Origin of the sequence: Methylobacter sp. sgz302048, from assembly GCF_052162025.1 — a bacterium.
Lineage (GTDB): Bacteria > Pseudomonadota > Gammaproteobacteria > Methylococcales > Methylomonadaceae > Methylobacter.
Window position 1 is genome coordinate 3,237,557 of record NZ_CP197401.1, and the last position, 16,303, is coordinate 3,253,859.

Genomic DNA, 16,303 nt, shown 5'->3' on the forward strand with positions numbered 1-16,303 from the left:
CGATCGACGCTTAATGGACTTTGGGGCGCACACTATCGAAAGCTCACGGAAGTTTTATTTTCCTGATAATAGCGCTTACATTCTGTTAGAAGTGCTGTTATCAACGGGCATGGCTGTGATTGGCTGCGTCGGGAAAGGGTTGAGCCACGATTACGAATATTTTGCTTACCAGGGCGGGCTAGATATCGACGACTATCGACTGGACAATGGCAAATTGGTCACTCAACCCAAGTTGATCGAGAGACTGTTGGAGCGAGGCAAATTAGCGAAGATTTATCAGTCCGGAGACCTACGCTCGTTGTTGTACGGTAACCGGCAAAAGCAACGCTCCGATGATCTGGATTTGACGATTTTCCCGTTGGAGTTTACATCCCAGGCCGCAACTTATCAGCGTATCCTGACCCGGACCCTACGCCTGGATAGCCTAGACAGCCGCCAAGTGAAAGAGTATTTGCTGGAGATCTATAAAAACGAATTGCATGACCGAAGCGTCAACTTCAAGGACGAATGGGACAAGTCATTTGCTGATGTCAATTACGACAAGGCGCAGTTCGATGCGGTATCCCGTAACCGCACTCGCATCCTCAGGATGGAGGCCAGCCAGCAAATCCGAAAGGAACTGAGAGGTAAACTTATCCATTGGCGACCTTTGATCGAAAAAGGACTGACCGAGTGGGAAGTGTATTTCAATCGTCAAAATCAAACGCTTCAAGCTGAAGCGGAACGGTTGGCAGGCCAATTAAAGCTTTTAGCCGAAAGGCAGAAATCTATTTACCGGGATCAGGCAAAAACCGAGCTCGAACTAAAACAACTGGAAAAACAGGAAGAACGCTACCAAGAGCTAACCCGCCAGTTCCATTTCGTTCAAGATTTAGCCCAGTTAGTAGCACAGTTAAACAGCTTGCAAGCGAGCCGTGATAATTTAATCGCGCGTCTGAAAAATGCCGAGAACCAGCCCAACGCGAATACGCTTCGGCGTCATATCGTAAAAGGCCAGCATGAAATCAGGCAATTGGAGCAACGGCTCTCCGCCATCGACAACAATCTGTATTTACAATTACAACAGTCGTTGCCGACGGCAAGTTTCCATGCGATGGGCCGTTTATTGGCGGCTCCCGTCCTAAGTCTGCCAGTCACCCAAGATGGCACAGTCAAGGTAAGGGATGAAAATCAACTAAAAGCATTTGGCAAGGAATTAGCTGAGCATCTGAAAGAAACTGTTTTGGAAGTGGCAGGACTATCAATCAACTTGGCATCATTGGAACCGAATTTACAGATTAAGACCGTTGCCGAACTACAATACGAGATCGAAGAGTTACAACGTCAACGAACCGGCTGGGAAACGACGCTGGCTACGGTGGAACACTACGAACAAGAAAAAGCAAAAGTCGATGAGCTTGATCAAAAGCTCGATCAACAACGCAAGGATATCGAGCTTTACCAGGAACTGACGGCCTTGCAGGTATCGGCGCCCGATCGACTCCAGCTCATCAAGAATTCGAAGGAACAACTGATTACATTAGCGGAAGAAGACAAGTCATTAGAAAAAAGAAAGCTTGAAACCGATAATGCGTTGTCGGAAGTCAAAAAAGATAGTGAAAACCTAAATAACAGGCATAAACGCGTCCATTTCGCACGGCAACAACGCAAAGATCATGAGCCCCCGTTTAACTTCCTGGATCAATTGCCGAATGTGCCGTGGATGGATCATGCGCAGTTTGAAATCGATCGATTAGCCGATCGGATTGAATCTTACAACCAGGATTGTCAGCGGTTGAAGGAACTGGATAAAGAATTGGCCGGCGATTTGAATGTGTTGCGACATGACGGTATCAACAAATTTGAGGCACAGGAAGGCCCGGAACAAGAATTACAAGCACTGTTCAATTACACAGCCCAACTCAAACAGGAACAAGCTGCAATTGAGCGTAAAGCCCGCTCTGCGGTGGTACAAGTGGCGGCTATTTTGCGCGATTTGCGTGATAGTTTAGAAACTTTAAAACGCCGAATGTCGGACTTTAACCATAAGATCAATAAGCGCCCCTTATCCGATCTCAAGGTTTTCAAGATCGAACCGCGTGAAGAGGAAGCGATTGTAAACGCCATCCGAACCTTGATTTCGACTTCCGAACAAGTCGAGTCAGGGCATTCTTTTGATCTTTTCGATCACAATACTGTACTGGATGATAAGGAGCTTAATAAAGCCAAGGATTTATTGATCAAACAGGGCGAGAAACTCGGTAGTTTGAAAGTCGAGCATTTGTTTCGTTTGGTGTTCGTCATCGGCAAGCAGAACCAGAATCCGGCCGAGTTCGAAGAGTTGGACAGTGCCGCGTCGAACGGCACGGTTTTAATGGCCAAGTTAATTACCGGTTTAGCCATGCTCAATCAAATGCAGGATGACAGAAAAAGCATCAAAACCGCTTGCTATCTGGATGAGGCCGCCTCATTGGATCAGCGCAACCAGCGAAACCTCATCCAAACCGCCGCCGAATTCGGTTTTTCTTTGATATTTGCTTCACCGGAACCGCAGATTACTGCTCGTTATTGTGTGCCGATTGGGACCGTCAGCGGTAAAAATCATATCAGCCGACTAAATTGGCAAATCCTGGAACCCTTGGAAAAGGCTTTACCGTGAACGCTTTATCTGATGCCATCCAACGATTATTAGATAGCCCAGCAGCACTTCCATCATCCAGCTTTTCCTTGCAACAGCGTAAGGCTTTGGAGACATTTTCAAGCAGCACCCGCCTCATTGAAATTGCCAGGCAAGGACGAAGTACGCTTTATAGGGTCATTAACCCCTTGGCGTTATCGAATTATTTAGCGCAACTGCAACCCGTTTCCGAAACCGATCTTCCGCCCGATCTACCGGATCGTAGCCGCAATGTGGGCATCAATCGCAGCAGTAAAAAAGGTAATTCTACTCACCAATCCTACTACCTGTTGATGAAGGCCTGGGCCGACGGGGTCATTTGGCAAGATGAGAGAACCACATTGGATGTTACTGCTGCCACAAGCAAATTTGGTATTGCGGCATTACGTTTAAACGCGGATCAATCCTGGCGATGTAATCGGACTTTGCTATTCGTGGAAAACCAAGCGTTATTTGATCGCAATGACTGGCTCGACAACGATTTCAATGGCTGTCTTATTTATTACGCCGGGCAACTCCCAGAGTTTTTTTTACAATGGTTATCCGAATGTTCTCGTAGCCCGCAGGTGATTTTGTTTCCGGATTACGATGGCATTGGATTATCCAACTATGCGCGCCTTGCCAAATCTCTTCATGCGGAAACTAAACTCGATTTTTATTGGATGCCTAACTGGCAGGACAAGCTCATGAAATACGGTGATAAGGAAATATGGTCCCGTACTAGCATTTTATTCCATAACGCCTATAACCAACTTAAACTGTCAAATTTAGTAGATAAAGATCTAGAGCAACTTGCGGAAATTTCACAATATCACGGCAAAGCCTTAGAGCAGGAAGCCATCTGGCTGTGACCGGTGATGAAGTCCGCAACCGACTCGCCTTCACTGTTTTAAGCTTACCGCTTAACCCACGCCAAGCAGATTGTGGATATTTAGCGGGTTATTGTTGAATTCTTCTGAGTCAGCGGCAGAAAAGCCGTTGAAACATCTCCTGTTCAACGGCTTAGTTCAGATCAATTCGAATTTATTTTGTACAATCTCGGTCTTCCAGGCCCCTCGATTCGTGGTGGCAGGATTTCACCCCGACCGAAGGTTCTACCGTTGCCGGGTGTCAACAGGCGCGCATAGTGATCCACTTTGATCAAATAGGCTGCTGCCTGTTTTAGATGCTTGATTTTTTCGCCCTCGCTATAATGGATCATCCCAATCCCGCATTTAAAGTAATCGTCTTTATGGTCATTGCAGTTCCAATAAACACCTCGCCCCGCCGTTATAGGGTAAATCCAATACTCACCTACCCTCATCGCTAGGTAAACATCATGTTGGACTTTAGAACCATCGAAAAACAGGATCAAGTGATAGTGGTAACCTTTATCCGGGCCATATTCGAGTGACCAGATATGGCCCACCTTGTGTTCAAAAAGGCTGTTCATCTTGGCATTATTAAATAAATGCTCAAAGTCATGTTTCGCCTCCCAATATTTATTCGCCACGTCGACCTGGCAGGTGATATGGTTACCTTGGTGATAACCCAAATCCACTCTGATCACTAGTAATTGGTAATAATTATCAAATAACGAATCGATATAAGCCATTAATCCCTCATAGTTCTTTTTGGATGCGCGGTTAGCGTTATAGATCAAGTTTTTAAATTCAAAGCTCTTTATTTCTTGTCTGATCTGATCGAGGCAGACACGCATCCGCGTCATCACGTCCAGCACCACCTCGTAATCGAAGCCGATCTGATAGTGATCGTTCTGTTTTTTCAGGCTCTCATGATGAAGGATACTCTCCGCTAAATTACCGTTGAGCACGTTTTTAAAGAACACGTTGATATAAGGATTAAATTGATGAATCGGAAACTGCTGAAGCAGCGGATAGATGTAGTCTCGAATGGTGAGGAATATCATATTCGCTAATGGCGTCGGTATGACCTGTACCCCGCCGTTACCTTGATCGATAACGGTATAGAGAGGATCATCGGGTTGATTAACGATCGTATGGGTCAGTTGTTCGATATGGAATAATTGTTCAGATAATGTGTTCATAAAAACCTCTTAGTTAATAAAAAGATTTGTTTATGAACTTGCACGAATAAGACAATCGATAACTTTAGGGGGATTGTTTTAGGCAATCCCTCTGTGTCTCTAATTATCTTTGAAAACAACCTAGTTACTCTATCAATGAACAGAGGAGTCTTAATACGGTAACTGTATACTGCTCTCTCTGTAGGAAGACTCAAGGTTTAGTGGGTGCTTAAGCAGGCAAAGAAGAGTGATTAATAATGAGATTAATATTATTAATTATTATCCATTCACTTATATAAATAGTTAAATAAAATAATAATATAAAAACCGAAATTATCTGAACTCCAAAATGCCTAACAATCTTTGTTCAATACAAATAAATTATCTTGATTTCAAGGATGAATAAAAAATATTTTTTTATACCGAGTTAGTGCAAGTCCATATAATAAGGTTTTAATTTCAAAAATCTTGAACAGTTATTTCTATGAAACCATTTACAATAGACGATTCACTTTGAATATAAATATCGTGAGAACCATCGAGCTAAATATATCGCTAACATATGAGGTGTAACTTAGTTGTATTAGCTCAGACTCGATCTGACAATTTCAAACCTCAGCTTGGAGCGAATCCGACATTGACAGTCTCAGTTGTGCCACTTTCAGACGTTCAAATGAACGAAAGATCTCGCTTCTGGATGTCCGGTATCTACCCCCTTCCCGACATCCAGGATTAAGAGATTATCCGCAGTTTTCAATGGTTCTTATAGATGCAGTTAACTTTAAATGTTAGAAAAATTGCACAATATGGCTTTTAGGACTAGTATCAAATCACTACTCGATTACTAGTTTCAGCGATTGGATTTCCCAGTTTTTTGAATCATTCTAATCTTGAGTGGTTTTATAACGCCTTTCACGTATCAGCAGCGGAGTAACCCATGGTTATGGCTGTAGAAACTGAGAAAACCAACGCAGAAAAGCAAGGTGTAGCACCTCCCTCGATCACGCTTCCAAAAGGCGGTGGCGCAATTCGTGGTATGGGCGAGAAATTTGCTGCCAATCCGGTTACCGGCACGGGCTCGATGACCATCCCTATCGCCGCGTCACCAGGCCGTTCTGGTTTTGGACCTCAACTCACCCTTTCTTACGACTCAGGTGCTGGCAATGGCCCGTTTGGATTAGGCTGGAGTCTTTCTCTTCCGTCCATTACACGCAAAACCGACAAAGGCTTACCTCGATATCAAGACGAAGAAGAGCCGGATGTTTTCATATTATCCGGCGCCGAAGATCTTGTTCCGGTTCTGATCGACCAAGGCACCGGAAACTGGGCGCCAGAGCAAATAGCGCCACGATCTGTTGGCAATCAAATCTATCGCATCAAAAGTTACCGTCCCCGAATCGAAGGCTTGTTCGCCCGCATTGAAAGATGGACAAATCAAGCCGACTCTAACGACACCTTTTGGCGCTCCATTTCCAGAGACAATATCACGACCTGGTACGGTAAGACCGCCGAAAGCCGAATTGCTGAGCCTCCTCTTGATCCAACTACAGGCGATCCAGCCAACGCCGGCTCTCCTCATATTTTTTCCTGGTTGATCTGCGAAAGTCATGACGATAAAGGTAACGTCATCGTTTATGGTTACAAACCTGAGGATTCTGAGGGAGTCGATGGATTAAACAGGACCGTAGAATCGTTCACGCATGAAAAAAACCGCACGGACACGACTCGTAAAGCCAACCGGTATTTAAAGTGGATTCGCTACGGCAACCACAAGCCTTACCTCCCTAAACTTCAAGCCACATTGCCATGGCCCAGCCCGCCAGCTTCTACCACTGAAGAAGATGTCAACCAACACTGGTTTTTTGAAGTCGTCTTCGACTATGGTGAACATGATAGAGATAATCCATTACCGAAAGAAACCGGCAAGACCTGGCCGATTCGTAACGATCCGTTCTCTACCTACAGAGCCGGATTTGAAATTCGTACCTACCGCCTTTGCCAGCGAGTCTTAATGTTCCATCATTTCCCAGGCGAACCGGGAGTCGAAGCTAATTGCTTGGTGCGTTCCACGGATTTCAACTACTCATACGAAAACACCCCAGACGAAATAAAAGATCCTCTCTATTCCCTGCTGCAGTCAGTCAACCAAGTCAGCTATAAACGAAAACAAGGAGGCGGCTATCGGTCAAAATCGCTACCGCCCTTGGAGTTCGAATACACCCAGCCAAACATCGTTGAAACGATTCGGGAAGTTGACCCAAAAAGCTTGGAAAATCTGCCTCAGGGTCTTGATGGATCGATCTTTCAATGGGTCGATCTCGATGGCGAAGGTCTCTCCGGCATTCTCACCGAGCAGGCCGGCGGCTGGTTTTACAAACGCAATCTCAGCGCTAATCCAGACGAAAACGAAGAAACAGTAACCGCCCGTTTCGGCCCCATACAACAAATTCCATTCATACCCAATTCAACTCTAGCGGGCGGCCAAGCTCAATTCATGGATCTGGCGGGCGACGGCCATACCGATCTCGTAATAATGGAAGGCCCTGTCTGCGGCTTTTATGAGCGCACATGCGATCAAGATTGGGAACCCTTTCAAGCCTTTTCCTCCTGGCCGAATATCGATACCCGCGATCCGAATCTCAAATTTATCGATCTGACCGGCGATGGGCATGCCGACATTCTCATTTCCGAGGATCAAGCTTTCATCTGGCATGCTTCTTTGGCGGAATCAGGCTATGGGCAGGCGCAACGAGTCCAGCAACAGTTCGATGAAGAGAAAGGCCCGCGTCTGATCTTCGCCGATCTCGAGCAATCCATCTTTTTAGCCGATGTATCGGGCGATGGCCTGACCGATATTGTTCGCATCCGTAATGGCGAAGTCTGTTACTGGCCCAACCTCGGTTATTGCCGCTTCGGCGCTAAAGTGACCATGGATCATTCTCCCTGGTTTGATGCCTGCGATCAGTTCAATCCCCGCCGTATCCGGCTAGCCGATATCGACGGTTCGGGCACGACAGACATTTTGTATTTGCATGGCAAAGGCGTCCACATCTACTTCAACCAGTCGGGCAATAGCTGGGGAAAGCGGACGGAACTGCCCAGTTTTCCGGCAGTTGACAATCTGGCCGCTATTCAAGCCATGGATTTACTAGGGAACGGTACGGCATGCCTCGTATGGTCATCGCCATTGCCCAGCTATGCAAATTGCCCAATGCGTTATATTGACCTGATGGGCGGGCAAAAACCGCATCTCTTGAAATCAATAAAAAACAATCTCGGAGCAGAAACCACAATCGACTATGCGCCTTCCACCAAGTTTTACCTCCAAGATAAAGAGAAAGGAAAACCCTGGATTACCAAATTGCCATTCCCGGTCCATGTGGTCGAGAAAGTCACCGTTTCCGATAATTGGCGTAAAACCCGTTTCTCCAGCACTTACTCGTATCATCATGGTTATTTCGATGGAGCTGAACGTGAATTCCGCGGTTTCGGTCGCGTCGAACAGCTGGACGTGGAATCTTACGGCAAATTCGAACAAGGCAATGCCGACAGCCCTTACATTATAGCGGACAAGACTCTTTACCAGCCGCCGGTCAAGACCGTGACCTGGTACCACACCGGCGCTTTTCTCGACCGCGACCACATACTCTCGCAATTCAAAAATGAGTATTTCCCCAAATGGTTCGAGGACCTGAAGCCGGATAAGGACAACGTTTTGGGAGATTTTCAGGAAAATGACCTTCCAGAGCCCGACCTGTCTGCGGGAGAGCTCAACGCCGAGGAATGGCGAGAGGCCTTACGGGCCTGCAAAGGCATGATGCTGCGCCAGGAAGTGTACGAGCTGCACGTGGGCGCGCTGGAACAGAGAGAACAACGCCCGGTAAAGCTGTTCTTCACCGCCTACCACAACTGCCACATCCGGCGCCTGCAACCGAGGGCGACCAACCCGAACGCAGTATTTCTGGTCGCAGAAAGCGAGGCCATCAGTTATCACTACGAACTGGATCTCACGCAAGACGATATTTTTCCCGATCCGCGCATTGCCCATACCCTGAAGCTTCGATACGACGAATACGGCAACGTGCTGCAATCGGTAGCCGTTGTCTATCCGCGCATTAAACAGTTCAAGGACGGATCGCTTAAGGACGACGAGATTACCCTGATCCGCGATGTCCAGCAGGAAACCCATCTGGCCTATACCGAAACACGCTATACGGAAGATTTTGGAACTCAGACTGAAGATAAAGAGGCGGCACTGGACAACCGCCGCTTACGCGTCCCTTGCGAAGTGTTGACCTACGAACTGACCGGCATAAAAATTCAGGCAGGTGAGTATTTCAGCCTGGAAAATCTTCGCAAATTCAAATTAAGCTCAGTTTATCCAGCTACTGGCACAGACTTGAAGGAAGTGGAGACACTTGCTTACCATAAATTATCTGGTCGAGAGATACGGCCAAAAGTCGAAAAGCGTCTGGTAGAGCATGCAAGGACGCTGTTTTTCAAAGAAAACCTGATCGATCCTTTGCCGTTCAAACAGCACGGCCGCCTCGGGCTTGCCTATGAAGCTTATAAACTGGCGCTGACCGATAACTTGCTCGATGCCGTGTTCAAGGATTCAACTGGAATAAATAAGCTGGAAGAAGTTGTCAACGGCACAACAGCGCGTGGTCAGCTTCAAGATGCAAAACGGAGTGGTTATCTGAGCGGGGCTGATCTGATCGCTCGATTTACACCGCCGCCCGAAATTCCGACTGAAGAACTGGCTGGCCAATACTGGATCCGCTCCGGCATCGCCGGCTTCGCGCCGGATGCGGCGCAGCACTTTTACTTGCCGGAGAAATATACCGACCCCTTCGGCAACGTCACTAAGCTGGAATACGACCCGCGCGATCTCTTCGTGAAATCGAGCACCGACGCGATGCAGAACAAGACCGAGGTCATCCGTTTCGACTTCCGCGTCTTGGCGCCGAGCGAGATGAAGGACATCAACGACAACCTGTCCGCGGTGTTCTTCGACGTGTTAGGCCTACCCGCAGCCATGGCGGTGAAAGGCAAAGGCGCGGAAGGCGACAATCTAATCGGATTTAATGACGACCTTACCAATCCGTCATTAGATAAACTCACGGAATTTTTTGTGACGGAAAAGCCGTACGATGAAACCCAGGCAAGTGAATGGCTAGGCAATGCCTCTGCTCGCCATGTCTATTACTTTGGTGAAATCGAAGAAAAGCTCCCTGATGGAGTACCCGTTATTCGACCGGATGGAAAACCCGCTATTCGATGGGGGCAAAATCCCGCCTGCGCCTGCGGTATTCTGCGGGAGCGACACGTAAGCCAGTTAGCGCCGGACCAGAAAAGCCCGCTACAAACTGCTTTCGAGTATTCGGACGGCATGGGCAGCGTGATCGTGAAGAAAGTCCAGGCCGAGCCGGAAGCCGACGGTCAGCCCCAGCGCTGGGTTGCCAACGGCAAGACCATTCTCAACAATAAAGGCAAACCGGTCAAGCAGTACGAACCCTACTTCTGCGCGCCCGGGGTAGGCCACCGCTTTGAGGATCCTCCCGAAGTGGGCGTTACGCCGGTTATCTACTACGACCCCGTGGGGCGCGTCGTGCGTACCGAAATGCCCGATGGCAGCTACAGCCGGGTCGAGTTTTCGCCCTGGTATGTCCGCAGCTTCGACCAGAACGATACCGTCAAGGAAACGGGCAACGCCTGGTTCGCACGCAAATCCGTCGGCACGACGGAAGAAAGACGCGCCGCGCAACTGGCGGCCGAGCATGCCGACACTCCTGCTCTCATGATTCTCGATAGCCTCGGCCGCGAGGTGATCTCTGTCGCCCATAACAAGTACAAAGATGTCACTGGCGTGCTGAAGGATGAAAAATATCTCACCTTTACCAAGCTCGATGCCGAGGGCAAGCCGCTATGGATTCGCGATGCCCGCAAGAATCGGGTGATGCAATACATCAATCCTCCGGTGAAAAACAATCAAGCAACCGACCCGGTCACTGATTTCACACCCTGCTACGACATCACCGGCAATCTTCTGTTTCAGCACAGCATGGACGCCGGCGACCGCTGGATGCTCAACGACGCCGCCGGCAAACCGATGCTGGCCTGGGACAGTCGAGGCCATACGTTCCGCACCGACTACGACGCACTGCACCGGCCAATAGGTTCCTTCGTCAGGGGCGCCGATCCGGAAGATCCTGACAAAATCATCCAGTTCGAGAAAGTGATCTACGGCGACACACCCAATAACGGCCTGTTTGTTGATCCGGATCATCCAGAAAATGATCAAACTAAACAGCTCAACCTGCGCGGCAAACCCTACAAGCATTACGACACCGCAGGCTTAGTTACCAGCATGGGGCACAACCCGGTCACCGATAAAGACGAAGCCTTCGACTTCAAAGGCAACCCGCTCCGCAGCACGCGCCAATTAATCAGCAATTACAAAGCCACACCCGACTGGTCCGAGGAACCGGCGCTGGAAGCGGAGATATTCACCAGCAGCACCCGCTACGACGCGCTCAATCGCCCGATTCAGCTTGTTGCCGCACACAGCAACCGGCCCGACGCCAAACTCAATATCATCCAACCCAGCTACAACGAGGCCGGCCTGCTGGAACGCATGGACGTCTGGCTGGAACAGCAGGGCGAGCCACAAACCTTGCTCGATATCGACACCGCGACTCGACACATCGTCACGGACATCGACTACAACGCCAAAGGCCAGCGCGAATTAATCGTATACGGAAATGGCGTCTCCACCCGGTATGAGTACGACGAATTCACCTTCCGCCTGAACCATTTGAAATCCCTGCGAGGAGCCGAGGCATTACAAAACCTTTTCTACACCTACGATCCGGTCGGCAACATCACCCAGATTCGCGACGAGGCCCAGGACACAGTGTTTCACAGCAATGTCTGCGTAAAACCCGGCGCCGAATACCGCTACGACGCGCTATACCGGCTGATCGCGGCCAGCGGTCGCGAACACAAGGGTGGGGACCAGCAAACCGATTGGGACAACAGCAAGCGCATCGTCCCCACCATCCCTAATGACTGTCAGGCACTGCGGAACTACGTCGAGAACTATCGTTACGACGCCGTCGGCAACATTTTGCAGATGCTTCACCACCCGGGCCGCGACCTTGACCAACCCGGACAGGCGATCTGGAATCGTTGTTACCAGTATGCCGTCGGCAGCAACCGCTTGCTTGCCACCCGTTTGCCGGGCGAGCCCGACAATCTGGAAGACTACACGGCTACGCCCGGTTATGGCGCCAAATATAGCTACGACGCGCACGGCAACATGACTTCTATGCCGCACCTGCCGGCTATGGAGTGGGATTTCAAGGATCAGATCCGCAGCTCACAACGCCAGGTCGTCAACGGCGGTATTGGGGAGAAAACCTGGTACGTCTATGACGCGGGCGGCCAGCGGGTGCGCAAAATCACCGAAACGCAGAACGGCAAGCCGAAAGATGAGCGTATTTACCTCGGCGGCTTCGAGGTGTACCGCAAATACAACGGGCAGGCCGTCACGCTGGAGCGCGAGACGCTGCACATCATGGACGACAAACAGCGCGTCGCGCTGATCGAAACGCGGACGCGCGGCATTGATCCGGCTCCGCAGCGACTAGTGCGGTATCAGCTTGGCAATCACTTAGGCTCTGCGGTGCTGGAGCTGACCGATCAGGCGCAGGTGATTTCCTATGAGGAATATCATTCCCATGGCACGACGGCTTATCAGGCGGCGCGGAATAATACCGATACGCCGAAGCGGTATCGGTATACCGGCAAGGAGCAGGATGAGGAGACGGGGTTTAACTATCACGGGGCGAGGTATTATGCCCCATGGTTGGGGAGGTGGGTGAGTTGTGATCCGAAAGACGTAAGTGCCGGAATCAATTTATTTGCTTATGTCTCTCAAAACCCGATAAGGCTGATAGACTCGAATGGAACCGATGAAGAGCATCCGTCACCGACTCAACTCAATCGTGAACAGATTGTGGAAATCATGCGTCATTCCAGGGATTTGCCGAGCGTTATAGCGAAGCTGGGCTTTAGTCCGATGACCTCTACCGAGTACCTGGCCAAATACTTCATTAGCAAAGGGGTGACGGCCGATGACTTTGAACGGATTGATGAGGCGCGGCTGGACCGGACGCCACAGAAAGTCATGGATGAAGTCCTAGTCCCGCACGACTATCAAGAAAATAGAATGGTCAGCATGGCCGTTATTGGAACCAGGCAGGACGTAGCGCGAAGAAAAGCCGCCGGACAGGAGCAGGCGCGGCACATCGTTCTTCAAGGTCTCACCGCGGCCGGAGGGGCTCAGAAGGGATCAGCGTCCAACGCAGCGTTAGCCAATGTGGTCGTCAACAATCCAGGCGGCATGGTTGGAACGACGGGACGGACGCCGATCGTTTCCGAGCCAGCCCAAGCTCCGGCTTCAGCATCACCGAAACCTGCTACCTCTGGCGGCGGAAGTGCGATAGGTGCATCCGCACCGGCGACTACTTCAGCGCAGCTGTCTCAGCAGGAATACAGTGCACGAGCGGCAGATTTGATGAGAACCGCTGTACGCGAGCAGCAGCAGCCGAAAACCACGATCGACGTCGGCCCGGCCGTCGACAAGAGCGGCAAGACTGTCACGCTGATTTCCGCCACGGTCGAGATCGACCAGAAACACCTCAAGCCGGGCGAAGTGCTCGTGCCTTATTCAGGCGGGCACGCCGAGATCCAGAAGATTCGTTTTGCCGTCGACAACGGTTACAAGATTCTGTACGTCAACCCGAGCATTCCCCTTTGTGCTAACTGCGCTTTTGCCGCGCGCCAGGCTGGGTTAGCTCTGCCGGGAGCCATGGTTTCGCAGGGCTCGGGGAGACCGGCAGTTCCGCTCGATACCCTCACAAATCAAGACCTTGCCAGGATGGCAAGCGAGCAGAGCAAGCCCATGTACAAGACGCACGAAAAAGTGCCCTGGGCGAACAAGAAATAATGGTGAGAAGCCCGCGTAGGATACGAACCATGTACGGCGGATTCGCGAAGCAATCCACCACATGATACGGAGCGATTAGCCGGACGGTTTTTTCTGGAGTGATTCCGAGGCATAGCGGTTCGGCTTTGATTTTTTCGGGCTCTCCCGAGCGGGACGGGTATGTACCCCGTCCCGAACGTTTTGGATATGGTGGGATGATGAAATGGATGACCGTGGTACGACGTCGCAATATAACGTTAAGGATGGGATGAATATTCCGTCCAGCATACCAGCACACGAGGTCGGTATAGACACAGTGTGAAAATTTAAAGGAAACCAATGTAATGCTATGGCGCCGTGTCGACGCTGATCTGAATGCCGGGACGTATTACCTTACGCTGACGATACAACGCTGGTATTACCTCTTTGATCGGCACAACCGCTGGCAGATTTTGGCTGAGTCGCTGCGTTATTGCCAGGAGAACAAAGGGCTGGAATTGAATGGCTATGTGTTCATGCTGAACCCTATCCGCCTGATCGCCACGTCACCTGACATGGCTGGATGCCTATGGGATTTTAACGGTTTATATCGGCACAGTTCAAGAGCAACCTTGAAACCACGGAGCCCGGTGTTTTGAGGTTGCTCATGGACGATAAGGGAAAATATCGGTTCTGGAGGGATACCAAATGCACCGAAGAAGATTGAAAATCCGGATTTCTATCGGCAGAAGCTGAACTATATCCACAAAACCCCAATAAGAAAGGGTTATGTGGCCTATCCGGAACACTGGGTTTGGTCATCGGCAAACCCCGCATCGGTGTTGAGTGTGCGCGTTATTGATGCATGGAAGGAGAAAGCACTAGATGAATATCCTGTCCTGCCTGAGGAAAATGTTTCGAACAGGGTAAATACCCCGTCAAACACTAAGGTACTTAGCAATAAATGGTCAAAACTTAACAACAGCGGAGAACTTTATGGCAATTTCAGTGATTGCAGTACATCCCAATCAAACGATTCCGAAAAGTCTGGCAGGAGGTGGTCTCACGATCCTCAGCGGAATCGTTGAATGTCTTTTCACTGGCGATGCTTCAGGCGATGTTACCCGGGATACACTGACTTTCGATGTTGGACCTGTGAACTTGACAAACGCACCGCCGATAGCGAGTTGCACAATGTCTCTGGCGAGTTTCGCCTATGACGGCACCGTTAATGATGCGCTATGGGCCGTCGATAGCGCAAACGTGCAAGGCTTCGTCAAGGTGGACAGAGGTAGAGGAACTGCAAACTTGGAGGTGGTGGGCAACCTGGCCGTCAGGGGGGCAACTGGCATCATTCTTCGAGTTAACTACATCGTTTTTTATAGCCCACTCTGACGGGCTATCGAGATGATGAGACGTATGTAGCCCGCACTGGCTTTAGAGCGGAGCGGTAATCCCATGCTGGGCCGGGAAACTATGAGTAGGAATTGACGATAAATAATAAACAGAAGGACAAGGAAAACAAGGATGGCTAATTATCGGCTGTTTGGATATTGCGCCAGAGTACGTGATCGAAATACCCAAGGATGATGGAAGCTGTTTTTACAATTTGCTATAGGCAAGCGAAGCCTGTCTTGGGATCAACCAACAACTTATTTGCGAGGTGTACCATGAGCGACTATCTATTACGTGACGAGATATGGCAGGATGATTCATCGGTCTGGACGGATGTCATAGACCGCGCGGTACAAGAAGAAATTGACCTCCTCCGTGTAGGCGCCCATTTATTCAAACCAGCCATATCGCACACGCAGCCTGATGAAAGTTTTCCAGCTGGAATTGTCGAATACGATGAGCAAATTGACGTTAGTTCCATTTCGAATTCCGATACTGCTCAGCTATATGAATTTGGTTACCGTTTTTCGCTAACGAGTGGCCAGGTAACTGGGGCAAAAACAAATGAAGACGTTGAACTTCTGGTTCGTGATGGCGCTAAGTTAATTGCCATTGCAGAAGATATCCTTTTTTTCCACGGGCAGGATGCTTTGCCGGATCTTTTACCAAAGCAAATTAAAATTCAACGGGGAGATGAAAATAAAATAAAGAAAGGATTGCTCAAATCAGCCGGAAAATCGATACAAGTAAAAGCGTTGTCTCCAGAGCGACCCGATTTCTTCGGTGAAGCGATACATGATGCAGTGCAAAAAGCGATTGCCATACTGGACGAACATCGTGGGCCGTATGCATTGATACTCGATCCTTCACGGTATGGTGATGCAACCACGCAATTGATTTCAACACCTTTAACGTCTACATCCGACAAACTCGAAAAGCTATTAAAAGGCGGAATACATCTAACCGGCGCTCTCCCTCCAGATAAAGGATTGCTAATTTCCTTGGGAGGCAGACCGATAACACGCCATGTGTTCCAAGTTCCTGGAACAGACCAAAATCGACCGGATGTGATGGTCGGATTTGTTCGGGATGGAAGCGATTCAACCCGTTCATTCTTCCGCATTTTTCAGCGTAGCCAGCTCATCGTACACAATTCTAGTGCCATCGTCAGATTCGACTTCGAATTGCCGCAACCATAAGAAAACGAATTATGCACTGACTGTTGCTATAGCAGACCAACGCCGGATAAAGGAGA

Annotated in this window: 7 protein-coding genes; 6 read left to right on the forward strand and 1 reads right to left on the reverse strand. The window is 49.5% G+C overall.

Translation table 11 applies throughout. The features are described from left to right. Nucleotides 1-343: 343 nt before the first annotated feature. A complete protein-coding gene (locus ACTNE6_RS14450) occupies nt 344-2,638 on the forward strand; it encodes a hypothetical protein (protein WP_442497238.1) in 2,295 nt (764 codons plus the stop codon). Then, a complete protein-coding gene (locus ACTNE6_RS14455) occupies nt 2,635-3,507 on the forward strand; it encodes a hypothetical protein (RefSeq protein WP_194971167.1) in 873 nt (290 codons plus the stop codon). Before ACTNE6_RS14450 ends, ACTNE6_RS14455 begins: the two co-directional genes overlap by 4 nt. 161 nt (nt 3,508-3,668) lie before the next feature. Here the strand turns inward: ACTNE6_RS14455 and ACTNE6_RS14460 are convergent, their stop codons facing one another. Continuing rightward, nucleotides 3,669-4,703 (reverse strand): YagK/YfjJ domain-containing protein, encoded by a 1,035-nt coding sequence (locus ACTNE6_RS14460; RefSeq protein WP_194971168.1) that lies wholly within the window; start codon nt 4,701-4,703, stop codon nt 3,669-3,671. Nucleotides 4,704-5,625: 922 nt separating this feature from the next. On the opposite strand from ACTNE6_RS14460, the gene ACTNE6_RS14465 reads away from it, so the two are divergent. The 4 genes from ACTNE6_RS14465 (at nt 5,626) to ACTNE6_RS14480 (ending at nt 16,247) form a co-directional block, all read left to right on the forward strand. Next, nucleotides 5,626-13,695 (forward strand): SpvB/TcaC N-terminal domain-containing protein, encoded by an 8,070-nt coding sequence (locus ACTNE6_RS14465; RefSeq protein ID WP_228779271.1) that lies wholly within the window; start codon nt 5,626-5,628, stop codon nt 13,693-13,695. A gap of 323 nt (nt 13,696-14,018) precedes the next feature. Then, the gene (locus ACTNE6_RS14470) at nt 14,019-14,312 is read left to right on the forward strand and encodes a hypothetical protein (protein WP_228779272.1); all 294 of its coding nucleotides are present in this window, start codon (nt 14,019-14,021) and stop codon (nt 14,310-14,312) included. A gap of 337 nt (nt 14,313-14,649) precedes the next feature. After that, the gene (locus tag ACTNE6_RS14475) at nt 14,650-15,048 is read left to right on the forward strand and encodes a hypothetical protein (protein ID WP_194971704.1); all 399 of its coding nucleotides are present in this window, start codon (nt 14,650-14,652) and stop codon (nt 15,046-15,048) included. Nucleotides 15,049-15,323: 275 nt separating this feature from the next. After that, complete coding sequence (locus ACTNE6_RS14480) at nt 15,324-16,247, forward strand: encapsulin (protein WP_194971701.1); 924 nt, start codon at nt 15,324-15,326, stop codon at nt 16,245-16,247. The last annotated feature ends 56 nt before the right edge of the window (nt 16,248-16,303 follow it).